Below are 23,995 nucleotides of genomic sequence, written 5' to 3' on the forward strand. Positions count from 1 at the left end.
CGCTGCATCGACGCGCGACGCTGCTGCGGCGCCGTGCCCACCATGATCGACCGAGGGATCGCGGTGGGCACGGCGCGCGATGGACAAGGTCCTGTCAATAGTATCTCGGGCGCGCCTTTGCCCACCCTACCGCACGGTCATTGCGAGCACACCGTACGGCGCAATGAGGGTGGCGAGGCGGTGCGCGCTACATGCCGGGACATTGCGCCGCACCCGGACAAACGACCTCGACGTGTTGACGACTAATTTATCCCGTTGCGGTAAAGTGTGCAGCGGCGGGTTTTCGCAAGGCCGGTCATTGACCACCCCTGCCGGCATTTTTCTCATTTTCTTCAAACCTTTAAATAGCAGGTCGACATCATGAAGGCCTATTTCATCGGCGGTGGCATCGGCTCACTTTCAGGCGCAGCGTTCATGATCCGGGACGGCGGCGTGCCCGGGCAGCACATCACCATCTTCGAGAAGCGGCTCTATGGCGGCAGCCTGGATGGCGCCCGGCTGCCGGACGGCTCCTATTCGATGCGCGGCGGGCGCATGCTCACCACCACGCAGTACGAGTGCACCTGGGATCTCTTGTCGACGATCCCGAGCGCCTCCCAGCCGTCCGAGAACATCCTCAGCGAAACCGAGATGTTCAACAAGCTGCACGTCACGCATGCGCAGGCGCGGCTGGTCGACCGCAACCGGCACAAGGTCGACGTCACCACGATGGGCTTCTCGATGCAGGACCGCATCGAGATGACCAGGCTTACCGAGACGTCGGAGGACAAGCTCGGCAACTCGCTGATCTCGGACTGGCTGTCGCCGCCGTTCTTCACTACGAATTTCTGGCTGATGTGGCAGACGGCATTCGCCTTCCAGCCGTGGCACAGCGCGGTCGAGTTCAGGCGCTACATGCGCCGCTTCATGAACGAATTCCCGACGATGAATACGCTCGGCGGGGTGAAGCGCACCGTCTACAATCAGAACGACTCGATCGTGAAGCCGCTGATGCGCTGGCTTGCGGACCACGGCGTCAACTTCGTCGGCAGCGCCGATGTGACCGACATTGCGCTGGTCACCGAGAACGGCCGGCATCGCGCCACGCGGCTCGACCTGACACAGAACGGCGCCAGCAGCAGCATCGATCTCGCCCCCGACGATCTCGTGTTCTACACGGCGGGCTCGATGACCGATGCGACCAGCCTGGGCAGCCACGACAGCGCGCCCAAGCAATTGACCAAGGAGGACAGCCACGGCTGGACATTGTGGGAGAAGCTCGCCGCCGGCCGGCCCGAATTCGGCAATCCCGCGATCTTCAACTCCAACATCCCGGAGTCGAGCTTCGAGTCGTTCACTGTCACCTGCCGCAATCCGCGCTTCTTCGATGCGATGCAGACTTTCAGCGGCAATGTCGCCGGCACCGGCGCGCTCGTGTCGTTCACCGCCTCCAACTGGCTGATGTCGATCGTGCTGTACGCCCAGCCCTATTTCCCGGATCAGCCGGAGGGCATCCAGATCTTCTGGGGCTATGGGCTCTATCCCGACCGCGTCGGCAATTTCGTGCCCAAGCCGATGTCCGAGTGCAGCGGCGCCGAGATCCTGAAGGAGCTGTGCGGGCACCTGCGCTTCCCGCTCACGGTGTTCGACGACGCCACCTGCGTGCCGTGCTGGATGCCCTACATCATGAGCGAGTTCATGCCGCGCAGCATGGGCGACCGGCCATTGCCGGTGCCGTCGACCTCGCAAAACCTCGCCTTCCTCGGCCAGTTCGTCGAACTGCCGGAGGATGCCGTGTTCACGATCGAATATTCGGTGCGCGGGGCCATGCACGCCGTCTATCAGCTCATGAAGATCGACCGCGCCATTCCGCCGGTGACGCCCTATGACAAGTCGCTGAAGGTCCTCTTGCAGTCGGTGGTGAAATCCTTTGCTTGAGCCCCGTGCGCGCGATCGTGATCGCCACGGCTGATGGCGCGTTGATCTGAATCAGTTCCGCGGGACATCGCAGACGCTAATTCCGGATCGAAACAACGATCCGGGTGACCTCTCATGAAAGCGTATTTCATTGGCAGTGGCATCGGCGCGCTAGCCGGCGCGGCATTTCTGATCCGCGACGGCGGCGTCGCCGGGCGCGACATCACGATCTTCGAGAAGAACCTGCCGTTCGGTGGCAGCCTCGACGGCACGCAACTGCCCGACGGCTCGTTCTCGCTGCGCGGCGGGCGCATGCTGACGACCGACCACTACGAATGCACGTGGGATCTGCTGTCGACGATCCCGGGCGCGAGCGACCCCAAGCGCACCGTGCGCGACGAGACGATCGCCTTCAACAAGGACCACGTCGCGCATTCGCAGGCGCGCCTCGTCGACCGTAATCGGCATAAGGTCGACGTCTCGACGATGGGGTTCTCGATGCAGGACCGGCTCGAACTCGTCAAGCTGACCGACGCCTCGGAGGACAGCCTCGGCAATTCGCGCATCACCGACTGGCTGTCGCCGCCGTTCTTCACTACGAACTTCTGGTACATGTGGCAGACGACCTTCGCCTTCCAGCCCTGGCACAGCGCGGTCGAGTTCAAGCGCTATCTGCACCGCTTCATGAACGAGTTCGCGCGTATCGAGACGCTGGCCGGTGTCAAGCGCACGGTGTTCAATCAGTACGATGCCATCGTCGTGCCGCTGGTGAAATGGCTGGAGGGCCATGGCGCGCGTTTCGAGGGCGACGTCGACGTCACCGACATGGCGATCGCGACCGAGGCCGGCAAGCATGTCGTGAAGCAGCTGACGCTCGATCGCAACGGCCGGACCGAGGCGCTTACCTTGTCGGCCGACGATCTGGTCTTCTTCCAGAACGGCTCGATGACCGACGCCACCAGCCTCGGCTCGCAATACGCGCCGCCGCCGCGGCTGACCAAGCGTGAGAGCAAGGGCTGGGCGTTATGGGAGAAGATCGCGCAAGGACGTCCGGAGTTCGGCAACCCCGCCGCCTTCAACTCCTCGATCCCGGAAACATGCTGGGAGTCGTTCACCGTCACCTGCCGGAATCCGCGCTTCTTCGACGCGATGGAGGCGTTCAGCGGCAACAAGGCCGGCACCGGCGGCCTCGTCACCTTCACTGACTCCAACTGGCTGATGTCGATCGTGCTATATCACCAGCCGCATTTCGTCGGACAGCCGAAGGGCGTGCAGGTGTTCTGGGGTTATGCGCTTCATCCGGACCGCATCGGCAACTTCGTGCCCAAGTCGATGGCGGATTGCAGCGGCGTCGAGGTTCTCAAGGAGCTCTGCGGTCACCTGAATTTCGAGCTCTCGGTGTTCGACAATGCGAGCTGCGTGCCCTGCCGCCTGCCCTACATCACCAGCATGTTCATGCCGCGCCACAAAACCGACCGTCCCCTGCCTGTGCCGGCGAACTCCAAGAATCTCGCCTTCGTCAGCCAGTTCGTCGAGATCCCCGACGACGTCGTGTTCACGGTTGAGTATTCGGTGCGCGCGGCGCAGATGGCGGTGTATCAGCTGCTCGACATCACCCGCGCGATCCCACCGATCACCCGCCACGACAAGTCGTTGCGGGTGCTGATCGAGACCGTGGAGAAGGCGTTCGCCTGAGCCGTGCGAGGCGCGTGTTCAGTTAGCGGCGATGCAGCGCCGCTGCCGCGGAATGTTGGCGCGGTTGGAGCCACCGATCAGTTCGAGCACCTTCCCGGGACCGCAGGCGCTGCTCTGAATGGTCACCCGGGCGCCGAGTGACAGCGAGCCCGGCGGCGGCTCGCCGGGCTGGGGACGGCTCAGATCGATCGCAGCCGGCGCGGGCCGCGGCGCCGGTTCGGGACGCGCATTGTCACGCTTCGCAACCGGCTTCTCGCTGCGCGCGCAGCTGCCGTCCGGGCGCAGCTCCGAACTGCTTGGGCACACGATCTTCACGCAGCTGTCGTCATCGACGCGATAGCCCGACTGGCATGACAGCGGACATATCCTGGAACTCCGCGCCTTGAGCGCATCGAGCGCGGCGAGGCTTGGCGTCGCCGTTTCGAAGCTGGTGCGCGCGATGCCGTTGAACTGGCCGAGCGCGCGCGCCGAGGCGGCATCCCGATCGCCACTGACAGCTGCATCGAGACAGCCGAGCCGCCGCAACTCCAACTGCAGCGAGGTCGCGAGCTCGGAGTCGGAGAAAGGCGGCCGAGCCGGCGGCATCGCGAGCGCGGCGACCTTCTCGCCGGAGCCACCATCGTCCCTCGCCCGGGCGTCGACAACCATTGGCTTCTCACCTTCGCCGTGTCCCGGCTCCTGTGGCTTCGCCCGCTCCGCCTTGAGCCGCGTCTCCTCCGCGACCGCCTTTCTCAGCTGCACGCGCGCGAGGTCGGCGTAGAATCCGGTTGGATAGCGCTGGAGGTAGGCCTCCCAGGCATCCTTGTCGCTGGCTTGAAGCGCGAGCTCGTAATCGCGGCGCGCGTTGTCCGCCGTGTTCGGCGCGGCAACCGGCGCGGCGGGTGCCGGCACGATCGAGACGTCGTCGCCGCCGAGCGAGCCATAAACATAAGGCTCCTGCCTGTTGCCGGTGCTCTTCAGCACGTCGTCGCGCACGAAGCCGAACGCCTTGCGGAGATCGAGCCCGGGCTTCGGCAAATGCTCGGTGATCGCGAGGGCAAAAGGACTGTTGGCCGCGTCACCGTCGGCGGCTGTCGATCCGGCCTTGGCCGCGAAGGCGATCATCGTGTTCGGTGCGTTGGGCTCGACCTTCGCGAGACCTCGGCCGATCGATCGCGACGCGATCGTCCGCTTCATCGTCTTCGCGAACGGATTGTCGCGGCAGGCATCGAGAATGACGAGCCTGAGCTGCTTGGCAGGCTCCACGGCCACCAGCATCCGATCGAGCGACAGCGCCTCGTCCAGCACGTCGGTATCGCTCTCGATCGTCGCATCGGTCGGAATCAGGTAGTTCGTGCCGTCGAGCTCGATGCCGTGGCCGGCATAATAGATCACGGCCAGCTGTGCGTCGCGGGCCTTGGCGCCGAACTCGCGGAGGGCCTTTCGCATCTCATTCAGGTTGAGATCGAACCGGCTGGTAACGGACTCGAAGCCGGCGTTCTTGAACATCGTCGCGACGAGAGCCGCGTCGTTCACAGGGTTCTTGAGCTTGGCGACATTCCGATAGGCGGAATTGCCGATGACCAGCGCCACTTTCCGCTCGGCGTGCGCGGCACTGCAGCCGATCCAGAACGCCCACAGCAAGACGGCGATGGACCGCAGCGCATGCATCCCATGTCCCCCGACATTCAGTTGCAGAACAGCATAGCCGGGAGATGATTAGACGCCAGTCGAAAGGTCTGTGACACGGATCACGTCGGATATCGTTGTCGACCCGTGTGACGGTCGAACGGTCCGGCAATCCAGGCCTGTGAGGAGCGATGAGACGGCCCTAAGGGTTGCCGAATGGGAAGCACTGTCCACCGGCCAGTTTCAACGATCCGCACATCGCGCTCGCCTGCTGCTTGGTCTCGAACGGGCCGACGGCGACACGGAATCGGACACCCCCTTGGTCGCCGAAATCGAGCCGCTTGATGATGGGCTGGTATTGGCCGAGCACGGCCGCGTACTTGACCTGGAGGACCTTGAAGGATGCCAGGGCCTCGGCCTCGCTGGGCTGCGACGAGATCGCTACCGGATAACCGCCGCCGGTCGCAGGTCCTGCCGCGACGGCCTGAGCCGTTTGATCCGACCGGGCTTCCACGCTCCCCGGAGGAATGACGTCACGATATGGCACGGTGATCCCGGCCTGCGCCCAACTGCAACCGATCAAGGACGCAACCAGAACCATGATGAAGGACCGCAAGGCCGGCATGACCTCTCCTGATGAACAACGCGCCGGCAGCATATCCGGGTCAGCATCAGACAGCAGTCCAAAGTTCGTGATGGGGATGACGGGCAAGCGACAATCCATGGATGAACGTGTGGCGCCGCAGCACGAAGCGGTACAGGCTGATCCGCGCCACATCCTCCTTACTCTGCACGCCAAGGTGCAGTACGCTCGCTTGCACTGGAGACTAATAGCCCAGCAGGGCAAGTCCGACCCAACCCACCGCAAACAGCGACACGACGGACGTCGCGGCGGCAAATACGGATAACGAGACTTTCAACGTCTTGAGGACCATACGCGCCTCCTTCACGATCTCTTGCTTCGGGACAAACCCCGATGCCGGTCCAAAATTTCCTGAAAACATCCGGGTCGCTTACGAGCCCCGGAACATCAGGTTGGTGCGCGCGTCGGCGCAAAGGTTCAATGCCAGGGTGTGTGGCCCTGGTTGTGCCGCAGCATCAACGTCGACGCTTAAGCCGAGTTCCCGAAGGGAACTGGAACCCGTCTAGACTGGCCGCGGCTGATCGGCGCGCGCCTTCAGCGGCAAAAACAGGTCCGCGGCCGTCTGATGCTCCGGCACCTCGGGAAAGAAGCTCAGCCGTTGGCAGTAGATCGGGAAGTCGCGCGCCTCCTCGCCGCTGGCCGGCAGCCAGTCGCGGTAGAGATAGAGGGCGGCGGGTTCCAGATTGTGGGTGTTGCCGACCACCCGCAGCACCGCACATCGCCCGCCGGGAATTTCGCCGAGCTTGACCTGATCGCCATCTGCGATCATCGGCTCGTCGGTACCGACGCAGAGATCCACGCTGTAGTCGGCGGGTGATGCGGGACGTCGTTCGGAACGCCAGATCGTGAAGGTCGGGTTCGTTGTGGGATGCAGACCTGCGGCCTTGCGCCAGGCAATGAACCGCTGGATCGTGGCACCGAGCGAGGCGGGATCGCCGCGATGCTCCATGATCGCCACGCGCGTGGACGGCACGTCGCGGATGATCACGTCCGTATTGGTGAAGGTCGTCTGCATGAGCTTGCTCCTCGCTTCGTCGAGAGGCCCGAAGGCCGCAAGCCACGGCTCCCAGTCGGGAGACTTCCGGAAGGCTGAAGGCGATTGCCCGAACCGCTGGCGGAAGGCGCGGGCGAAGGCGTCCGGTGCATCATAGCCGGCCTCCATCGCGACGTCGGTGACGGTCTGCGCATCGTGATAGGCCAGCTGGTAGGATGCCCGCTTCATGCGGGCGAGCTGAATATAGCGATGCACTGACAGGCCGAAGGTCGCGGTGAACTGGCGGTGGAAGTGGTACTTCGAATAGGCTGCGATACTGCTCAGCGTGTCCAAAGTCAGATCGTCATCGAGATTGCGCTCGATGTGATCAAGCACCCGCTGCATCCGGGCGTGGTAGCTCTGCAGTGCCGCCTTCATCGGTCCGTGCTCCGTGGCAGCAAAGCTTAAGCAGGCTCGGATCGGCCGTGCTCGATCGATCTTGCGGATTTATGGCGAAGCGCGGAGCTGTGGTGGTGTTCGCCCTGATCCCGGGGTCGACATCTAGGGATCGACGGCCGTCACTATAGAGAACGAGGCTGGGACCATGACGCCCTGCCCCCTGGCATAGCGCGCCAGCGCCTTCCTCACCGCCGCAGTGGCAGCTTCCATCGGCTCGGCCGCCTGCCCGGCCACGGCGCGGCCGGCGGGCCCGATGGCAAGCGCCGTCTGCACGGCGGCATCGAGACCGCCACCGGTCCCGAGATCGAGCGCGATGTCGCAGCGCTCCAGGCGAACGCGGCGCAGCCCGGCATCGGTCATGACCGTTTCGACCCACCCGGGCGGGCCGAAGGCGAAATCATCCGGGGCATGCGGCCGCAACCCCGGAAGCTTGGGCACGTGGTCATAGGCCGCCTGCAGCGGCTCGAGCGCCCAGGGGTTGTCGCGCAGCTCGCCCCAGCAGGCAAAAGCGACCCGCCCTTCCGAGCGCAGCGCGTTGCGAATGTTCAGCACGGCGCGAACGGGATCGGCGAAGTACATCACGCCGAGGCGCGACATCACGAGATCGGCGCTCGCCGCCTTGAAGTGATGCACCATGGCATCGCCCTGCACGAAGCTGACCGGCGCTTCTGCGGGCGCGGCCTCGTGGGCGGCGGTGAGCATGGCTGCGGATACGTCGAGACCCTGCACGCTGCCGCCCGGCCCGACCTTCTCCGCCGCAGCGATCATGGTGGCGCCGCAGCCGCAGCCGATGTCGAGCACCCGCTCGTTCTCCCGGATTGCCGCCCGCTCCAGCAGCGCCTCCTGCACCGGCGCCAGCATCGCATCGATCTCCGCGCGGCGCGCGACCCAGCGCGCCCCGCCGGCGCCGTTCCAGAAGGCGATCTGCTCGGCGTTCTCGAAATGCCCGAAGGAAGTGTCGACGACCGCGGCATCCATGAGAGCTTGGACCATTCATCAAACAAAAATATCGAGCGCCGCCGCCAAACGAGCACCGGACGCCAGGGTTCGGGGAGTTTAGGCGGCGCCCGGCGCCTTGAAAAGCCGGCGTCTCGACAAGCCGGCGTCTTCAAAAGCGGGCATCTTGGCGCAACCGCTCGCTCCGAGGCGGTCATTTCGGCGGTCTCTTCGATCGCGAACCGGGCGCGGACGGCAGAGGGTTCATCCGCCACCGGACCTAGGCCGGAGAGTTGCCGCTGCCGTCGGTCTCGCTTGAAGCCTCGTCCGACGCCGCTTCGTTCGGGAAAGGCTCGTAGCTCTTTCGACCCAGAAACGTATCCGGTCGATTCTGCTTCAGAAGCTCGAGAGACTCCGCCAGAGCCTTGCGGATCCGGTCGACGTTCTCGGCATCGATCTTCAATGGAAAATGGACATGCTTCCGCATAGCGGCGCTCCCTGATCATGCAGGCGGGAGCGCAATCGGTCTCTCAGCCCCCAGCGCCTACGGGCAGAGCCTTCAGCCGGGGATGAAAGAACAATAGCGCGAAACGGGGTCGGTTCCAAGGGAAACACGACCGCTCCGCGGTCACTTCGGGACACTCTGGCGGCCCGCGACGTCGGGGTGACCACCGGTCACACCGAGAACTTTGACGGTTGCATCTCCACAAAATAGCAACCGGGTTATCATCCCCCAGAATTCCGAAATCGAATTTGCAAATCGGCCGCCCGCCGTGTCAGATGTTTGCCAAACATGGGGGCATGTGAACGGATGAGCGACGTTTCTATCAATGACGTGACTGCGGTCGGTACGCCGTTTCGCATCGGCTCGGCGCTCAGCAAGACCTTCTCTGTGCTCGGCGGGAGCCCAGGCAGCTTTCTCCTGCTCGCGCTGATTCCACTCACCCCCGTGCTCGTCATCAAGATCATGGCGTCCGCCGGCCCGGCCTCTGTGCGCTTCGGCTGGCTGGGAGGAGTGGCGGGCATTGCCACGTTCCTGCTGGGCATCGTCGCGCAGGCGATCACGCTCTATGCGGCCTATCAGCAGATGGGTGGCAAGCCGTTCAGCGTCGCGCAATCCTTGAGCGCAGGTCTCGGCCGGTGCTTTCCGGTGATCGGCGTGGCCTTGTTGTCGTCGTTGGGAATCGGAATCGCATCCCTGTTCTTCCTGATCCCCGGACTCATGGTCTATTGCGCGCTCTATGTCGCCGTTCCCGCCTGCGTGATCGAGAAGACGGCCGTGTTCGACAGCATCAACCGCAGCTCCGACCTGACGAAGGGCTATCGCTGGCAGATTTTCGGTCTGATCCTGCTGGTGTACATCGTCTCCTTCATCATCCTGATCCTGTTCGGCTGGTTCGGTGGCGTCACATTGTGGGGCGGGCTGCCCTATTTCGCCTGGCAGGTCGTCACCACCGCATTCAGCGCGGTGCTGGCGGCCGTCGTCTATCACGACCTGCGTGTGGCGAAGGAAGGCATCGACGTCGACAGCCTGGCCCTCGTTTTCGACTGAGGCTGAACCAAATTCCATTGCCGAACCGCTACCGTCGCGCCGCGGGCAATTCGGTCTTGTCGGCTCGGAACCGTCCGAACAGCTGTTCGCGCTCCAGATGGGCGCGTTCGGCCGTGTAGAACGCCTTCAGGAATTCGACCGTTTCCTCAGGCCGCACCGGTTCGGTCCAGCCGATCTTGCCGCAGATCTTGCGACAGACCTGCTGCTGCACCTGTGAGGTGTCGAGCGACATCGGGCGGCGCAGCAATTCCTCCAGCACCTGCAATTCGAATGCGCCGTAAACGTCGAGCTGGCTTCGGCTGAACGCGTATCTGCTCTCCACCGCGACCAATTCCGCGAGCAGTTGTCGGCGCGGCACCGAGATCACCATGGTGCCTGCGATCAGATCGCCCGCCCGCAGATGATCGCGATTGAAGAAGGGGAGCGCCGCGATCAGCAGCACCCAGCCGAGGCAGGCTGCCGAGTACCAGAAATATGCTCCGGCCGAGGCGGGCGGCTGAGAGAGAAACAGGCCGAGCGGCAGGAAGATCTCGACCTCACGCGTCAAATTACGCGCGACGATCGCGCCCGGAAGCAGCGGGCCGCCGGCGCGGTCGATCACCCTGAGATGGGTGATCCGCTTGCCAGGTGTCGAGCCCTGCGAGGCCAGCTCGAAATGAATGAAATACAGGTTCCGCAGCAGGAAGGCGATGAACAGCACGATCGTCGTCGCGACTGCTCCGCTCACGCGTTCGACCATCGTCAGCGCCAGCATCAGGAAGAGCAGGCCCGTCGCCAGCATCCAGAAGATGAAATCGATGATGAATGCGATCAGCCGCTCGCCGTGGCTGGCGACATCGACGTCCAGCACGATGCCCTCGGGGCTGACGATCTCGCGGCGGCTGCGCGCGATGCCTTCGAGGAAATTGTTGATGCGGTCAAGTCGCTGGGCCATGGCCCGTGCTCTCGCGGTTCGACAGGAAGTAGGCCATCCAGAATGCCCCGGTCAGGAGCCCGATGGACAGACGTGCCGGCGTGCTGCCGACCAATTGCCGCAGGCCGCCTTCGATGATTCCGGCGATGAACAGCATGAGCACCGCACCGCCGGCCAGCGTCGCCGCGAGGGTGCCGTGCCGGGCCAGATTGGCGAGGCGCGTATAGCGGCCCGGGAAGAGAATCTTCTCGGCGACGACGAGGCCGCCCGCGCCGCATACGACCAGCGAGCCCAGCTCGGTCACGCCATGGATCGAGATCCAGCCGATGAAGTCGATCAGCAGCCCCCGCTCCTCGTGCAGCGCCAGGAAGGCGCCGAGCACCAGTCCCTGATAGCCGAGCAGCAGAAGGGTCGGCACCCCGCCGGCGATGCCGAGCCCGAAGATCATGATGCCGATGGTGGCGTTGTGCCTGAACAGCGCGTTGGCCGACACCACGAACGACGTGAGGAACCCGGGCCAGGGCGCGAAGATCTCCTTGTCGTGCAGGTCGGCTGCGGTGCTCGCCGGCCCGCGGCCGCCCGCGAGCCCGTCGGGCACCAGAGCGATGAACCAGGCCTCGTTCGATTTCACGAGCACCATGCCGACGACCACGCCGGCGGCAATGGTGGCGGCGGCCAGCAGGAGGTGCCAGACGGCGCCTCGTACCGCTTGCGGAAACCCCTTGCGCAGGAAGTGTCCGAGGGCCTCCATGAGTCCGACCCGCGGTCCATAGACGACGAAGAACGCCCGCAGCACGAGGTTCTCGAGATAGAGGATCAGGTTGCGGTCGAGCGCGATCGAGCGCGCCACGGACAGCGACGACGCTGTCGCGCGATAGAGCAGCGGCAGGCTCTGCAACTCCTCGGCCGACAGCTGGGTGATGCCCTTGCCCTCGACGCGCGAGATCAGGTCATCCAGCGTCCGCCACGCCGCCTCGCGGCTCTTGCGGAATTCGGCACTGCGCAGCGTGATCTTCGGCCCGGACGCGTCCGGCGCGGCTTCGGCGGGTGCGATCGTCTCTATAGCAGCCCCCTCTTCTTGATTGTCAGATAGCGGTTGACCAGGCCAACCGCGAGGCCGCGCGGCGGCACCTCCAGGCAATGCACGCCCATCCGGGCCAGACGTTCGAGCACGACGGCACGGTCGCGCAAAAGGTCGTGTGCCACGACAGCCTCGGCAGCGTCGCGGAACTGCCGGGGTGGCGCCTCGACCAGGTTGGGCAGCATCGGATCGCGCAAGGTGACGAAGATGACGGCATGGCGGTTTGCCATCCGATGCACGCTTTCGAGCAGCAGCTCGGCTGTCGTCGTATCGATGAACTCGGTGAACATCACCACCAGGGCACGACGCTTCAGCCGGAGATTGAGCTCGGCCAGCCCGAGGGTGAAATTGGTCTCCTCGGTCTGATAGGCGAGCTGGCTCGAGCCGGCCTGCAGCTTGAGGAAATACGACATCCCCCGCGAAGGCTGCAGGAACTGGCGAACCTGCGCGTCGAAACCGAAGCTGCCGACGTAATCGCCGTTGCGCAGAGAGATCCATCCGAGCAGCAAGCCGGCGTGGATCGCGTGATCGAGCCGCGGCAGGCCGTCGATCGGCTCGGCCATCAGATGCCCGGTGTCGAAGGCCAGCACGATCTGGTGGTTGCGCTCGACGCTGAACTCCTTGGACAACAGCTTGAGATGCTTTGCGGAGCGCTTCCAGTCGATGAAGCGATTGTCGAGGCCGGCGGCATGATCCCTCAGCGACTCGAATTCGGTACCCTCCCCGCGCTGCTGCTGGACCTTCACACCCTCGATCGCATCGCGGCTGAAGAACTGCACGGCGGCGGAGGAGATGCCGCGCACGTCCGGCAGCACATCAATGGTCCTGTCGAGCGGAATGCGCCGCATCCGCTCCGCCAGCGCCAATGGACCGCGCCAGCGCAGCCACAGCGCATCGAAGAAGATCTGCCCGCGACGCTTCGGCACGATCGGTAAAGAAGCGGACGCCGGTTGCTGCGGCGCGCCGGTCAGACGCCGGAGCGCGGGCGGCGCGAGCTCTCCCCGCTGCTCGAGCAGTGCCTCGAAGGTGACGGCGCGCGCCGCGGTGTCGAGCGTGATCGTCAGCCAAAGCTCGGCTTCCGTGCCGACGAACAGGCGCGCGGGCGCGTCACAGGCGATGTCGAGATTGCGGAACCGGACGCAGAGCAAAGCATCGATACCGATGAGCGCGACCACGAACAGCCCGAGATCGATCGCAACAGCCCAGAGCTCAGGCCTCAGCACCAGCACGACGAGGGTCGCCGGCACCGTCGCGGCGAACAGCAGCACCGCCCGGAGCGTCGGCCGGATCATCTCGGAGCCGCGGTCTGATCGAGAATCTCAATCACGACCGCATCGCTCGTCAGGCCGTCGATCTCGGCATTGGGCGCCAGCACCAGCCGGTGCCGCAGCAGCGGCACCGCCAGGAACTTGATGTCGTCGGGTATCACGAAGTCGCGGCCCTGCGTGGCGGCCTGCGCCCTGCTGGCCGACGCCAGCATGTTCGCAGCGCGCGTCGAGGCGCCGGTCTCGATCGCCGGGTGGTTGCGCGTAGAGCGGATGATATCGACGATGTAGGTGACCAACGGATCGCCCAGCCTGATCTCGGCGACCATGGCCCGCGCCTCCAGCAGATGATCGCGCGACACCACGGGCGCGAGGCCGAACTCCGCAAGCGTCGGCATCGCCGCGCGCGTGCCGTGCCGGGTGACGATCTCGCACTCCTCTTCCCGGCTGGGATAGCCGAGCAGCACCTTGAACAGGAATCGATCCAGCTGTGCTTCCGGCAGCGGATAGGTGCCCTGCTGCTCGATCGGGTTCTGGGTCGCAACCACCATGAAGGCGTCGCCCAGGTCATAGGTCACGCCGTCCACGGTGACGTTGCGTTCGTTCATGGCCTGCAGCAGCGCGGCCTGGGTCTTTGGCGGCGTGCGATTGATCTCGTCGGCGAGCAGAACGTCGGTGAAGATCGGTCCTTGCGTCAGTGAGAAGCTGGAGGTCTGAAAGTTGAAGAGGTTCGTGCCAAGGAGATCGCCGGGCATCATGTCCGGAGTGAACTGCACGCGGCCGAACTTCAGCGAGAGGGTGGCGGCGAAGGATTGCGCCAGCAGGGTCTTCGCCGTGCCCGGCACGCCCTCGAGCAGGACGTGACCGCCGCAGAACAGGCTCGTCAGCATCAGATCGATGACATCGTCCTGCCCGACCACCGTCTTGCGGATCTCCTGGCGGATGCGGTCAGTGATCGCCAAGACGTCCTGAAATTCCATGGAGCATGTCCTTCCGCAGATGATGCATGATGCGCGCTTCGGTGAGGAGCGACGCGGGATCCGATGAAGCTGCCGCGACGCGCGCGAGCGCAGCGGCGCAGCCGGTCCGCCAACCGCGCTGCGCCGCGGTCTTGTCCAACCACGCGGCCAGCTCCTCGTCGTTCAGTCCAGCCGGAGAGCGGAGCAATCGCCCCATGTCCTGCACGACCATGCCGACATAGCGCCGCAGCACCGACGCGTGATGACCCGCATGGTCGAGCAGGACCGCGGCGTTGCTGATCAGGTCACGCTTGCCGGTCTGCAACGCCCGGTCCGGGAGCTCCGGCTTTCCGAACCGCGCGGTCGAGGCCATCAAGAGCAGCACGACGCTGACGACGATCTGAAGCGCGATCAGATTGTAGGGAAACTCGAGCAGGAAGGAGAGCGCGCTCGGCGCGGTGTGGCTGAAGCCGTGCAGCGTCTCGTCGAAGACCAGCGCCCCGGGCTTCCCGGCCAGCATCCGGTAGAAGATCGTGGCGGCGAAAGCGAGATTGTCGCCCTTGCCGAAGCCGTGGTTTTCGATCGGATCGGGATCGGCGAGCACCCAGATCGTGCGCTGACCTTCCTTCAGCTCGCCGAGCAAGATGCCGTCATCGGCGGACACCAGCGGGCTCAGCTTGGACTCCTTGATCAGCTGAACCTGCCGGTCGATGGTCGGAAGCGGAATCGAAAGGCTCGTCTTGAACGTCGGCGGCCTCTCGAGGCGAACGATCTCGCCGGCACCGGCAACGGAATAGAAGACGCTCCGGGCCCTCGCCTCGGGGATCAACTGCGCGCTTGCGATCCAGCCGTCACGTTCGGCGCTGCGCTGAACGGTCCACTTGGGAAGAACCACCAGAATCTTCTCGGCGCCGAGCAGATTGTCGCCGCTGCCGCCACCGATGACCCCCCTGGTCGGCTCCGCCAGCACAAGGATCCCGTTGCGGCCAAGCAGCGCAAGGACCTCGCGCTCGCCGCGAACGGTCTCGTAGTCGAGCTTCTTCAGCACGTCGAACAGGCCGAGGTGACCGACCGCGGAGCTGGAATAAGTGTTGGCTCCGGCCCGGTTGCCGACTTCGCGATGCTCCGTGCTGCCCGTCAGCAGCAGCGAGGCTGCAAACAGCGCAACGCCGACGGCGACAAGCGCTGCGACGATCCTCGGCTCGAAGGGCGATTGATCGGTCATGCAGCGGTCGCAAGCGAATGTTTCAGCGTCTCGAAGCTCTGCCGGCACGCCGCGTAGTCGCCGAGGCCGGCATGCCCGCCGCCGAAATAGGTCCGCTCGACCGAGCGCACGATCGCGGCCAGCGCTTGCCGGCCCATATCCGACAACTGGACGCGGCGGAGAATCTCGCGGCTCGTCAGGGAGACGGCGAAGCTCGTTCCGAGCACCGCGCGGATCTCGCTCAGGCTGTTCAGCAGCAGCACGTGCATGGCGTCGGCGTAGCGGCCTTGCCGAGCAAGCGCATCGGCCTCGACCTGGGCCTCGTCCATCCGATCGGCCTGGGTCTGCGGCGGTGCATCCGGGTCGCGGGCCACCACCCGCCTGGAACGGCTGATCACCGGCAGGCTGTCACGGAGCGACCAGGCAATGACCAGCATTCCGACGATCACGGCGCCCCACAGCAGCAGCCGGACTAGCTCTGGCGGAAGCTCGAACTCGCTTTCGCGGCTCGGATCATCGCCGCCGCCAGGCCTTGACGACGAGGACGGTGCGTCCGCCGACGACCCCGGCGCAGGCGCCAGTTCGCCCCCGCGCCATTCAGAGCCCGGCATCTCCGTCTGCAGCCGGTACCGATCGACAGCGTCGCGGATCAGCGCCCGCTGATCGGTGGCCGCCGGTGCAGAGAAGCCGGCGAGGACCAGGAGCAGCAATGCAACCAAAGACAACGAAACGAATCTTGGCATAATCGAAGAGTTGCAATCCGGCTCAGCCGCCATCACACGAAGGGCGAACGCTCTAGAAAAGGGCCGACGTATTCTGGCCCGGCGGTCCGGAAAGGCAATCCTTGCATGCAGGACTCCGAAGAAAATATCGCGGTTTCGCCTGACGTTGCTCCCAACTCTTTTCCAGGCGAAACTTGTTCCGGCGGTTGAATGCGCCGTCCGGGCAGCGGTCGCGCCGGCCCGGGACATCATGCCGTGCGCATTCTCTACGTTTCAATCGACAGGCACGGTTTAGCGATCTCGCGGCGAACTCCGCCCGAGTTGTGTCCTCAGGTGAACCTCCTCTTCCGAGGAAGAGGCGCAGGGAAGACCGGGTATCGGCTGACACCCGCGGTCCGCGTGCAGCATATAAGCACGCGGTAGAACCACAGGTTCAGCCCAATATCCGGCCTTCCCTGCGCGGCGGTTTTGCGACTTATAGGCGCTCTCCCCGGGGACCGGCTGTCTTGCCCCCGTCACCAGCGGATCATCATGACCACCGGCTTGGTCTCAGCGTCGGGAGACCAGGACCACACCATTTCGCCGTCGCCTCGCTCCGTTCGTCGGCACGGGCTGTGACACCCGGCTGCGGAGCAACGCGCCCGTCGCCTCTCCGGCTCGACGCTTCATGACGATCGCGAAACGTCCCTCTTCAGCGAGCCGGGATGCGACGAAATGTGGAGGTGATTTGCCCGACGTGACAAGGGGGAAGCGCGCGACAAACTGGCACGACGGGCAGTTGATGCATGCGGGGCATACGAGGATTGCCCGTCGGGCAGATGATAAGTGAGATGACAGGCCACACCACCGGACCCTGCTCGGCGCGTGGGGTGCCTCTTCTCCATCGCGAGCGCCGCTCTGCAACAGCAGTTTTCGTGCACTGTCACCGTAACCGGTAGTGATCAATCCCGATGCCGGCGTTGAAATGATCGTTGCTATCGAAGCGATCCACGGCATCGGAAATCGACGGTTGGTGCCGAGACGCCTGCGCTTGGGAATATCACTCGCCGCGAGCGGGAGTTGTTCATCAGGAGTCGCGATGCGGATTCAGCCGAGGCGGCCGTTATCCGCGCTCATTAAACCGGCAAGGCACGCCCATCGGGTCTCTAGGACGTGCTGATTGCGGGCCAGGCGCGCCGCGCCGGCCAGACCTTGGTGACCGTCAACACCGGCCAGTTCAGTCGCGTCCCCGGCCTCCAGGTCCTGGACTGGGCGGTATGAGCGATGCGACGTCAGTTTGATGCACTGGACTGCACCCCTCAAGTGAGACACGATAATCTCAGTGACAGTGGGTGAAGTCATCGCATTGTGTTTTGCTTGAACGCGGCTTCGAACTCAAGGGGAGATCGATAGCCGAGGGCCGAATGCAAGCGCTCCTTGTTGTAGATCTCGGCGATGAAGCTGTTGATCCGGCGCCGGGCGTCGTTGACGTCGGCAAAGGTCTTGCCGTTGACCTCCTCGGCCTTGAGCGTCTTCATGAAGCTTTCGGCCTTGGCGTTGTCGAAGGGGTTGCCTGGACTGCTCATGCTGATCTTGATCTCGCGATCGGCGAGGCGCTGGCGATAAGCGATCGAGGCGTATTGCACGCCGCGGTCGGAGTGGTGGATCAGGCTGCCCGGCTTGGGATTCCGGGATTTGAGCGCTTTGTCGAGCGCCGCGATGGCGAGCGAGGCGTCGAGGGTGTTGTCAAATGCCCAGCCGACCGCCTTGCGGGAGAAGCCGTCGAGAATGACGGCGAGATAGGCGAACGTCTTGGCGAGATGGACGTAGGTGATGTCAGCGACCCAGATCTGATCCGGAGCCGATGGCGCCAGGCCACGGATCAGGTTGGGGACGACGATCACGTCAGTCGGCCTCTCAGTCGGCGGCTTCAGGAACGGCGTCTTGCGCTGCGCGAGAAGATTATCCTGCCGCATGAGCCGCAGGACTTTCTTGGCATTGACGGCCATCCCCAGACGCCGAAGAGCGGCGGTCACCCGTCGATAGCCGTAGAACGGATGCTTCAGGCAGATGCGCTGGAGCTGGTCGCGCAACTCGCACTCGGCCTCGGCGCGGCTGCGTCGATTGAGATGCCGGTAATAAGTCGCTCGAGGCAACCCTGCCAAAGCGCAGAGGCGCTGCACATGAGCGCTGGAGTCGGCTGTCTGCGCGGTCATGCTTTTGATGACTTCGATGATGCGGATACGGGTTTGCCTTGCGCTGCCGGCCGCTCCAGTGCGCGCAAGGCTTGCCGAAAAAAATCGAGGTCCATCTGCTGACGGCCGACAAGCCGTTCGAGTTCGGCAATGCGGGCATTGGCCCGTGCCAGTGCTGACCGCTTATCGTCATAGGTCGCCAGAGATTTGAGCTTCCGGGGACCGGGCTTCGGTCCCGGCTTGCGGTTCAATCCGTCCGGACCTTGCGCCTTCCAGGCCTTGATCCAGTCATGCAGGATCTTACGCGATATCCCAAGGTCCCGAGCCACAGGCAGAACGCCTTCGCCTCGCTCGACACGCTTGATCGCCTTCAATTTGTAAGCCGTCGGAAACCGACGGGTCTTCCCTCTTGCTGCCACAGGTCATCCTCGGAATGCCTGTCACTGAGATTATCGTGTCTCACTTGAGGGGTGCAGTCCAGCACTGTCACCGTAACCCGCACCGTAACCCTCCTTCGAGGCTTGGCCCCTTTTCGGCCTTCATTGAAATTCAACTTCTGATAGCTTTCTGTTTCCCCAATTATGAAAACATCCGAGGTTGAGTTGCCGGTCGCGAACATCATAAAGCCCGGTGCGGCCCTTCGCGGGCGATCATCCGACCCGGCGGCCGGCCTCGGCGTTCTCACGTTTTGCATCACGCTGCCGCTGCCGGACAAGCGGAATCACCTGCTCCGCGAACCGCTTCATCTCCGCCTCGAACGGCTGGAACTGCAGCATGAACAGCTCGATGCCGGCAGCGTGGAAGTCAATGATGCGGTCGGCGACCTCCTCATAGCTGCCGACCAGCCCGGCGGCCGTGCCGCCATTGCTGCCGACGCGCGCGCTCTTCTGCATGGTCTGCATCATCACGACTTTGGGGTCGGTGTTCTGCTTCTGGATCGCCTTCATCGGCGCATCCTTCTCGGCGAGAACAAGTAGACGCTGATGCGCCGCCTCGGCCTCGTCGGCGGTCGGCCGTGCGATCACGAAGGCCGAGAGACCGAAGCCGAGCGGCGGCGCCGCGCCCCTCGGCCGCTCCGCGACATCGCGGATCAAACCGGCGACGTCATCGAGCGGCTGGCCATTGATGAACCAGACATCGCCGTGATCGGCGACCAGGGCGCGGGCCGGCTGCGATTCGCCGCCGACATAGATGCGCGGCCGCGCGCGATAGAGATCCTTCGGCCGCAGTGCGTAGTCCTGCACGTCGAAATACCGGCCCTTGTGCGTCAGGCGCTCGCCCTGCAGCAGCCGAGACACGACCGTGATCCATTCGCGGCCATAGGCGTAGCGCTCATCGTGCTCGGCGAAGCCGATGCCGGCCCGCTCCAGCTCCGGCCTGTTCCAGGCGTTGACGAGATTGATCGCAAAGCGCCCGCGGCTGATGTTCTCGATGCCGAGCGCCATCTTGGCGAGCACTACGGGATGATAGAGATAGGGCTTGATCGCCGTGATGATCTCGATCCGGCTGGTGAGTGCGGCGAGCGCCGCCGCCGCGCTCCAGGCCTCCAGCTGATCGAGATCCTCCTGATGCGGATTGATGGTGTGCTGGGCGACCAGCGTCGAATCGAATCCAAGCGCCTCGGCCTTGAGCACGAGATCGCGATTGCGCTCCCACGAGGCGTCGTAAGGCTCTTCCGGATCCTGATGCGCGGCCCGCGGGCCATGGACGAGGGCCCAAATGCCGAAACGGAGCGGATGTGTCATCGTCGAGCCTCGCGATCTCAACGTCCCGCATCGTCGTCCCGACGGTGCGTCGTCGGCCACCGTACTAACAAATCGCGAAAAGAAGTTCTTGCCGCTTTTGAGCCGCGCGGGAAATCGAAAAACTCCGAACGCAACGACAATTGGAAAACGGCTCTATTCCGATCAGCCATGTTTCGTGGGACATTTTGCCGGCGCGCAACGCAGCTGCGTCACACGGCGGCCTGCGCGCATCCGGTCGACGTATCTGACGCGATCCCGATCGGCAGAGGATGACATGGCGAGGACGACGCACTCTTGAGCAATCTCGAACAGGCCGCCGGAACGATCGAGCTGCCGCAAGCCAGTCAGGGTGCTCGCTCCGGCGCCGGCCGACGCCGCGCGCTGAGCCCCACGGCTCTACAGGCGCTGTCGTGGCTCGCGCCGCTGCTGCTGATCGTGGTCTGGGAGGCGCTGGCGCAGGGCGGCTATCTCTCACCTCAAGTGCTGCCCGCGCCCAGCAAGATCGTGCGCACCGCCGTCAAGCTGACGACGCAGGGCACCCTGCTGAACGATCTCGGCGTCAGCCTGTTGCGCGCCGCTGCCGGCTTTGCGATCGGCGGCGCCGCCGGCTTTGCGCTCGGCATTCTCGTCGGCTTCTCAGCGGTCGCCGAGGCGCTGATCGACCGCAGCATCCAGATGATCCGCGCGATCCCGTTCCTGGCCGTGCTGCCGCTGGTGATCGTCTGGCTCGGCGTCGGCGAGGCCGAGAAAGTGTTCCTCGTCGCGCTCGGCGTGACCTTCCCGATCTACATCAACACCACGCTCGGCATCCGCCAGGTCGATCCGAAGCTGATCGAGCTCGGCCGCGTGCAGGATTTGTCGACGCTGCAGCTGATCCGCCGCATCATCCTGCCCGGCGCCCTGCCCTCGATCCTCACCGGCGTCCGCTATGCGCTGGCGACCGCCTGGCTCGCACTCGTCGTCGCCGAGACCATCGGCGCGCAATCGGGGCTCGGCTTCCTGGCGATGGACGCGCGCGAGTTCCTGCGCACGGACGTCATCGTGCTGACGATCGTGATCTACGCCCTGATCGGCGTCGGCGCCGACCTGATCGCGCGCTGGCTGGAGCGGCGTCTGCTCGCCTGGCACCCGAACTATGGAGCGGCGCGATGACCGTCCAGTTCGCGCCTCCGTCCCAGAGCGCCCCCGCGCCCGCGGTGATCGTCAACGGCCTGCGCCGCGCCTATGGCGACCGCACCGTGATCGAGGGCCTCGACCTGCGCATCGAACGCGGTGAGTTTGTCGCGCTGCTCGGCGAGAGCGGCTGCGGCAAGACCACCTTGCTGCGCGCCCTCGCCGGGCTCGATCCGATCCAGGCCGGCCGGATCATCGCGCCGAAGCGCCCTGCCGTGGTGTTTCAGGAGCACCGGCTGCTGCCGTGGGACAGCCTCTGGCGCAACGTCGCGCTCGGCCTCGACGTGCCCGATGCCCGGCAACGCGCGGCGGCCGCGCTCGCCGAGGTCGGCCTCGGCGACCGGATCGACGACTGGCCCCGCAACCTCTCCGGCGGCCAGGCGCAGCGCGTCGCGCTCGCGCGCGCACTGGTGCAGCAGCCGGAGCTCCTGCTGCTCGACGAGCCGTTTGCGGCGCTCGACGCGCTGACCCGCATCCGCATGCATGCGCTGGTGCGCGAGCTCGTCGCCAACCATCATCCCGGCGTGCTGCTGGTCACGCACGACGTCGACGAGGCGATCACGCTCGCCGACCGCGTCCTGGTGATGCGCGACGGCCGGATCGCCTATGAGCACCGCGCGAACGACAGCGCCCCGATTGCCCGGGGCGACCTGCTGGCCGAGCTCGGCGTGCTTGCAGCGCCCGCTCACGGTTAATTTTTTGGAAGGATCGACATGTCCATGGATGACTTCTCCCGCCGCCAGTTTCTCGGCACCGCCGCCTTCGGCATCGGCGCGCTTGCCGGCTTCACCCTGACGGATGAGGCCTGGTCGGCATCCGGCCGCGTCACTGACACGGTACGCCTGACCTGGGGCCTCGCCGGTCTGAACAACATCGCCAAGGAGCGCGGCGAGTTCGAGAAGCTGCTCGCCAAGGACGGCATCAAGGTCGAATGGCTCGGCCCGTTCCCTAACCACGCGCCGACCTTGCAGGCCGTCACCGGCGGCACCGCCGATTTCTCATTCGGCGGCTCGACCACCCCAGCGCTGGCCGCGATCATCGCCGGCTCGCCGCTGGTGTTCACCCAGTTCGTCGTCTACGAGCCGCGCACCACGGCGATCATCGCGCGCGACGATTCCGGCATCAACAAGGTCGAGGACCTCATCGGCAAGTCGGTCGCGGTGAACCGCTCCGGCCTCGGCGAATTCCTGCTGGTCGCCGCGCTTGAGAAGCACAAGGTCGACCGCTCCAAGGTCAAATTCGTCTATCTCAACCCGCCGGACGCAGCTCCGGCGCTCGCCTCCGGCAAGGTTGATGCCTGGTCGATGTGGAGCCCGGGCGTCGACATCGCCCGCCTCGACTACAAGGCGCACGACATCTTCCTGGAGGGCCGCGATCTCGAGTTTCAGATCGACTACACGTCCTATCTGACAACGCGCAAATTCGCGACCGAGAACCCGGCCCTGGTGCGCGCGGTCAACGACGCGTTCCGCGCCGAAGGCAAATGGATCTCGGAAAACAGCAAGGACGCCGAATACATCGCGCAGAAGGCCGGCAAATACAGCGACACGGTGCGCGACCAGTTCATCGCGATGAACCGCCAGTACCGCTACTTCTCGGTCAACGACAAGCAGTTCGTCGCCGACCTGCAAAAGGCTGCGGACTGGCTGGCGGAGCGCAAGGTGCTGCCCGAGCCGGTCAAGGTCGCCGATCACCTCGCTTCGATCGAGGACACGGTGCCGCAGCGTTGAGCCGTCTTCCCTCTCCTTTCAACTGTTCCGGTCCGTCATGAACAAGCCGCTCTCCAGCAAGACACTCACCACCGAAACACCATTGCCGTTGGCCTCGGAGGCCCTCGATCAGTTGCTGGCGGCCATCGCCGATGGCGAATCGGAGCGTGAGCGCGAGCGGATCCTGCCACATCAGCAGATCGCGCTGATCAAACAGGCCCGGCTCGGTGCGCTGCGCCTGCCCGTCGCCGCAGGCGGCTCAGGCAGCACGATCCGCCAGCTGTTCGAAATGGTGATCCGGCTCGCCGAGGCCGACGCCAATGTCGCCCATATCCTGCGCAACCATTTCAGCGTGGTCGAACGGCTCGTGCGTATTCCCCGCGATGATCAGGCGCGGGCGTGGCAGCAGCGCGTCGCAGCCGGCGCGATCATCGGCCTCGCCACCACCGAGCTCGACAGCCCGCAGGTCGGCAACATCACGCCGAACACGACCTTCACGCCGGATGGCGATGACTACCTGCTGAACGGAACCAAGTACTACAGCACCGGCACGCTCTATTCCGACCTCGTCCTGGTACGCGCGGCTGATCCCACCGGGCGTCCCGGCGCGACCATCCTGCCGCTCGATCGCGCCGGCATCGAGCTGGTCGACGACTGGGACGGCATGGGCCAGCGGCTGACCGCAACCGGCACCACCCATTTTCGCAACGTCCGGGTCAAGCGGCAGGAGATCGTGTTCGACGCGCCTGATATCGGCTATGGCGTGCCCTACTCCAACACGTTCGCGCAGCTGTTCTTGACCGCGGCCGTGGCCGGCATCAGCCGCGCCGCATTGCGCGATGCCATTGCGCTGGTGCGCTCGCGCAAGCGCACCTTCTACTACGCGCCGCACGAGAAGCCGACCGAGGACCCGCTGCTGCAGCAGACCGTCGGCCAGATCGCCGCGTCCGCGCACGCCGCCGAAACAGTCGTGCTCGTCGCCGCCGAGGCACTCGACGCCGCCACCGAGGCGTTCGATGCCGGACGCGACGATGCCGAAGCACTGGCCCATCGGGCCGCGCTGCTGTCGGCGCAAGCCAAGATCGTCGCCGACGACGCCGCCATCCGCAATGGCGGGCTGATCTTCGACGTCGGCGGCGCGTCGTCGACCAAGAAGGCCACCAATTTCGACCGGCACTGGCGCAATGCGCGCACGCTGTCGTCGCATAATCCGGTCACCTATAAGCAGCGGGCGATCGGACAATATCTGATCAACGGCACGCCGCTCCCGGCCAAGGGATTTTTCTGA

The 23,995-nt window shown here is 64.9% G+C and carries 21 protein-coding genes; 7 read left to right on the forward strand and 14 right to left on the reverse strand.

The annotated features are described in order from the left end of the window. The first annotated feature begins 360 nt into the window (after positions 1-360). Together BRADO_RS19820 and BRADO_RS19825 are read left to right on the forward strand one after the other, a co-directional pair. Positions 361-1,917: an oleate hydratase gene (locus BRADO_RS19820; protein ID WP_011927119.1), complete on the forward strand. Its 1,557-nt coding sequence runs from the start codon at positions 361-363 to the stop codon at positions 1,915-1,917. A gap of 114 nt (positions 1,918-2,031) precedes the next feature. Next, a complete protein-coding gene (locus tag BRADO_RS19825) occupies positions 2,032-3,591 on the forward strand; it encodes an oleate hydratase (protein WP_011927120.1) in 1,560 nt (519 codons plus the stop codon). Positions 3,592-3,609: 18 nt separating this feature from the next. Here BRADO_RS19825 and BRADO_RS19830 read toward each other — a convergent pair whose 3' ends face one another. From BRADO_RS19830 to BRADO_RS19850, 5 genes are all read right to left on the reverse strand, one after another. Then, positions 3,610-5,241: a caspase family protein gene (locus BRADO_RS19830; RefSeq protein WP_011927121.1), complete on the reverse strand. Its 1,632-nt coding sequence runs from the start codon at positions 5,239-5,241 to the stop codon at positions 3,610-3,612. Positions 5,242-5,401: 160 nt separating this feature from the next. Continuing rightward, positions 5,402-5,911 (reverse strand): SPOR domain-containing protein, encoded by a 510-nt coding sequence (locus BRADO_RS19835; RefSeq protein WP_244422850.1) that lies wholly within the window; start codon positions 5,909-5,911, stop codon positions 5,402-5,404. A 433-nt stretch (positions 5,912-6,344) separates the two neighbouring features. After that, positions 6,345-7,253: a GyrI-like domain-containing protein gene (locus tag BRADO_RS19840; protein WP_011927125.1), complete on the reverse strand. Its 909-nt coding sequence runs from the start codon at positions 7,251-7,253 to the stop codon at positions 6,345-6,347. Between the two features lie 123 nt (positions 7,254-7,376). Further along, positions 7,377-8,252, reverse strand: coding sequence for a class I SAM-dependent methyltransferase (locus BRADO_RS19845; RefSeq protein WP_041756743.1), 876 nt, complete (start codon positions 8,250-8,252; stop codon positions 7,377-7,379). A 238-nt stretch (positions 8,253-8,490) separates the two neighbouring features. After that, the gene (locus tag BRADO_RS19850) at positions 8,491-8,697 is read right to left on the reverse strand and encodes a hypothetical protein (RefSeq protein WP_011927127.1); all 207 of its coding nucleotides are present in this window, start codon (positions 8,695-8,697) and stop codon (positions 8,491-8,493) included. Positions 8,698-9,021: 324 nt separating this feature from the next. On the opposite strand from BRADO_RS19850, the gene BRADO_RS19855 reads away from it, so the two are divergent. After that, positions 9,022-9,762: a hypothetical protein gene (locus tag BRADO_RS19855; RefSeq protein WP_011927128.1), complete on the forward strand. Its 741-nt coding sequence runs from the start codon at positions 9,022-9,024 to the stop codon at positions 9,760-9,762. A gap of 28 nt (positions 9,763-9,790) precedes the next feature. Here the strand turns inward: BRADO_RS19855 and BRADO_RS19860 are convergent, their stop codons facing one another. The 9 genes from BRADO_RS19860 to BRADO_RS19900 form a co-directional block, all read right to left on the reverse strand. Next, positions 9,791-10,696 (reverse strand): RDD family protein, encoded by a 906-nt coding sequence (locus BRADO_RS19860; RefSeq protein WP_011927129.1) that lies wholly within the window; start codon positions 10,694-10,696, stop codon positions 9,791-9,793. After that, positions 10,680-11,816, reverse strand: coding sequence for a stage II sporulation protein M (locus tag BRADO_RS19865; protein ID WP_083794920.1), 1,137 nt, complete (start codon positions 11,814-11,816; stop codon positions 10,680-10,682). The genes BRADO_RS19860 and BRADO_RS19865 overlap by 17 nt, the downstream gene beginning before the upstream one ends. Next, positions 11,735-13,048 carry a DUF58 domain-containing protein gene (locus BRADO_RS19870; RefSeq protein WP_011927131.1) on the reverse strand — a complete coding sequence of 438 codons (1,314 nt, stop codon included), beginning with the start codon at positions 13,046-13,048 and terminating at the stop codon, positions 11,735-11,737. Before BRADO_RS19870 ends, BRADO_RS19865 begins: the two co-directional genes overlap by 82 nt. Continuing rightward, a complete protein-coding gene (locus BRADO_RS19875) occupies positions 13,045-14,001 on the reverse strand; it encodes a MoxR family ATPase (RefSeq protein ID WP_011927132.1) in 957 nt (318 codons plus the stop codon). The genes BRADO_RS19870 and BRADO_RS19875 overlap by 4 nt, the downstream gene beginning before the upstream one ends. Next, positions 13,970-15,205 (reverse strand): hypothetical protein, encoded by a 1,236-nt coding sequence (locus BRADO_RS19880; protein WP_011927133.1) that lies wholly within the window; start codon positions 15,203-15,205, stop codon positions 13,970-13,972. Before BRADO_RS19880 ends, BRADO_RS19875 begins: the two co-directional genes overlap by 32 nt. Beyond that, positions 15,202-16,158, reverse strand: coding sequence for a DUF4129 domain-containing protein (locus BRADO_RS35805; RefSeq protein ID WP_244422851.1), 957 nt, complete (start codon positions 16,156-16,158; stop codon positions 15,202-15,204). Before BRADO_RS35805 ends, BRADO_RS19880 begins: the two co-directional genes overlap by 4 nt. A gap of 1,085 nt (positions 16,159-17,243) precedes the next feature. Then, positions 17,244-18,101, reverse strand: coding sequence for an IS3 family transposase (locus BRADO_RS19895; RefSeq protein WP_011926979.1), 858 nt, complete (start codon positions 18,099-18,101; stop codon positions 17,244-17,246). Beyond that, positions 18,098-18,499: a transposase gene (locus BRADO_RS34185; protein WP_011927137.1), complete on the reverse strand. Its 402-nt coding sequence runs from the start codon at positions 18,497-18,499 to the stop codon at positions 18,098-18,100. Before BRADO_RS34185 ends, BRADO_RS19895 begins: the two co-directional genes overlap by 4 nt. A 231-nt stretch (positions 18,500-18,730) precedes the next feature. Next, positions 18,731-19,825 (reverse strand): LLM class flavin-dependent oxidoreductase, encoded by a 1,095-nt coding sequence (locus BRADO_RS19900; RefSeq protein ID WP_041756744.1) that lies wholly within the window; start codon positions 19,823-19,825, stop codon positions 18,731-18,733. 294 nt (positions 19,826-20,119) lie between these two features. Here BRADO_RS19900 and BRADO_RS19905 point away from each other — a divergent pair, with 294 nt between their 5' ends. Genes BRADO_RS19905 through BRADO_RS19920 form a run of 4 tightly spaced genes read left to right on the forward strand, consistent with a single transcriptional unit; the run spans position 20,120 to position 23,995 of the window. Beyond that, the gene (locus tag BRADO_RS19905; RefSeq protein ID WP_011927139.1) at positions 20,120-20,977 is read left to right on the forward strand and encodes an ABC transporter permease subunit; all 858 of its coding nucleotides are present in this window, start codon (positions 20,120-20,122) and stop codon (positions 20,975-20,977) included. After that, positions 20,974-21,693 carry an ABC transporter ATP-binding protein gene (locus BRADO_RS19910; RefSeq protein ID WP_011927140.1) on the forward strand — a complete coding sequence of 240 codons (720 nt, stop codon included), beginning with the start codon at positions 20,974-20,976 and terminating at the stop codon, positions 21,691-21,693. The genes BRADO_RS19905 and BRADO_RS19910 overlap by 4 nt, the downstream gene beginning before the upstream one ends. An 18-nt stretch (positions 21,694-21,711) precedes the next feature. Next, positions 21,712-22,728, forward strand: coding sequence for an NrtA/SsuA/CpmA family ABC transporter substrate-binding protein (locus BRADO_RS19915; protein ID WP_011927141.1), 1,017 nt, complete (start codon positions 21,712-21,714; stop codon positions 22,726-22,728). Positions 22,729-22,765: 37 nt separating this feature from the next. Continuing rightward, on the forward strand, positions 22,766-23,995 hold the full coding sequence (locus tag BRADO_RS19920; protein WP_011927142.1) for an acyl-CoA dehydrogenase family protein: 1,230 nt from the start codon (positions 22,766-22,768) through the stop codon (positions 23,993-23,995).

The organism is Bradyrhizobium sp. ORS 278, from assembly GCF_000026145.1.
Lineage (GTDB): Bacteria > Pseudomonadota > Alphaproteobacteria > Rhizobiales > Xanthobacteraceae > Bradyrhizobium.

Coding starts and splice junctions, on each gene's coding strand:
- BRADO_RS19820 (WP_011927119.1), top strand. CDS start 361: ATGAAGGCCTATTTCATCGGCGGTGGCATCGGCTCACTTTCAGGCGCA.
- BRADO_RS19825 (WP_011927120.1), top strand. CDS start 2,032: ATGAAAGCGTATTTCATTGGCAGTGGCATCGGCGCGCTAGCCGGCGCG.
- BRADO_RS19830 (WP_011927121.1), bottom strand. CDS start 5,241: ATGCATGCGCTGCGGTCCATCGCCGTCTTGCTGTGGGCGTTCTGGATC.
- BRADO_RS19840 (WP_011927125.1), bottom strand. CDS start 7,253: ATGAAGGCGGCACTGCAGAGCTACCACGCCCGGATGCAGCGGGTGCTT.
- BRADO_RS19845 (WP_041756743.1), bottom strand. CDS start 8,252: ATGGATGCCGCGGTCGTCGACACTTCCTTCGGGCATTTCGAGAACGCC.
- BRADO_RS19850 (WP_011927127.1), bottom strand. CDS start 8,697: ATGCGGAAGCATGTCCATTTTCCATTGAAGATCGATGCCGAGAACGTC.
- BRADO_RS19855 (WP_011927128.1), top strand. CDS start 9,022: ATGAGCGACGTTTCTATCAATGACGTGACTGCGGTCGGTACGCCGTTT.
- BRADO_RS19860 (WP_011927129.1), bottom strand. CDS start 10,696: ATGGCCCAGCGACTTGACCGCATCAACAATTTCCTCGAAGGCATCGCG.
- BRADO_RS19870 (WP_011927131.1), bottom strand. CDS start 13,048: ATGATCCGGCCGACGCTCCGGGCGGTGCTGCTGTTCGCCGCGACGGTG.
- BRADO_RS19875 (WP_011927132.1), bottom strand. CDS start 14,001: ATGGAATTTCAGGACGTCTTGGCGATCACTGACCGCATCCGCCAGGAG.
- BRADO_RS19880 (WP_011927133.1), bottom strand. CDS start 15,205: ATGACCGATCAATCGCCCTTCGAGCCGAGGATCGTCGCAGCGCTTGTC.
- BRADO_RS35805 (WP_244422851.1), bottom strand. CDS start 16,158: ATGATGTCCCGGGCCGGCGCGACCGCTGCCCGGACGGCGCATTCAACC.
- BRADO_RS19895 (WP_011926979.1), bottom strand. CDS start 18,101: ATGACCGCGCAGACAGCCGACTCCAGCGCTCATGTGCAGCGCCTCTGC.
- BRADO_RS19900 (WP_041756744.1), bottom strand. CDS start 19,825: ATGACACATCCGCTCCGTTTCGGCATTTGGGCCCTCGTCCATGGCCCG.
- BRADO_RS19910 (WP_011927140.1), top strand. CDS start 20,974: ATGACCGTCCAGTTCGCGCCTCCGTCCCAGAGCGCCCCCGCGCCCGCG.
- BRADO_RS19915 (WP_011927141.1), top strand. CDS start 21,712: ATGTCCATGGATGACTTCTCCCGCCGCCAGTTTCTCGGCACCGCCGCC.
- BRADO_RS19920 (WP_011927142.1), top strand. CDS start 22,766: ATGAACAAGCCGCTCTCCAGCAAGACACTCACCACCGAAACACCATTG.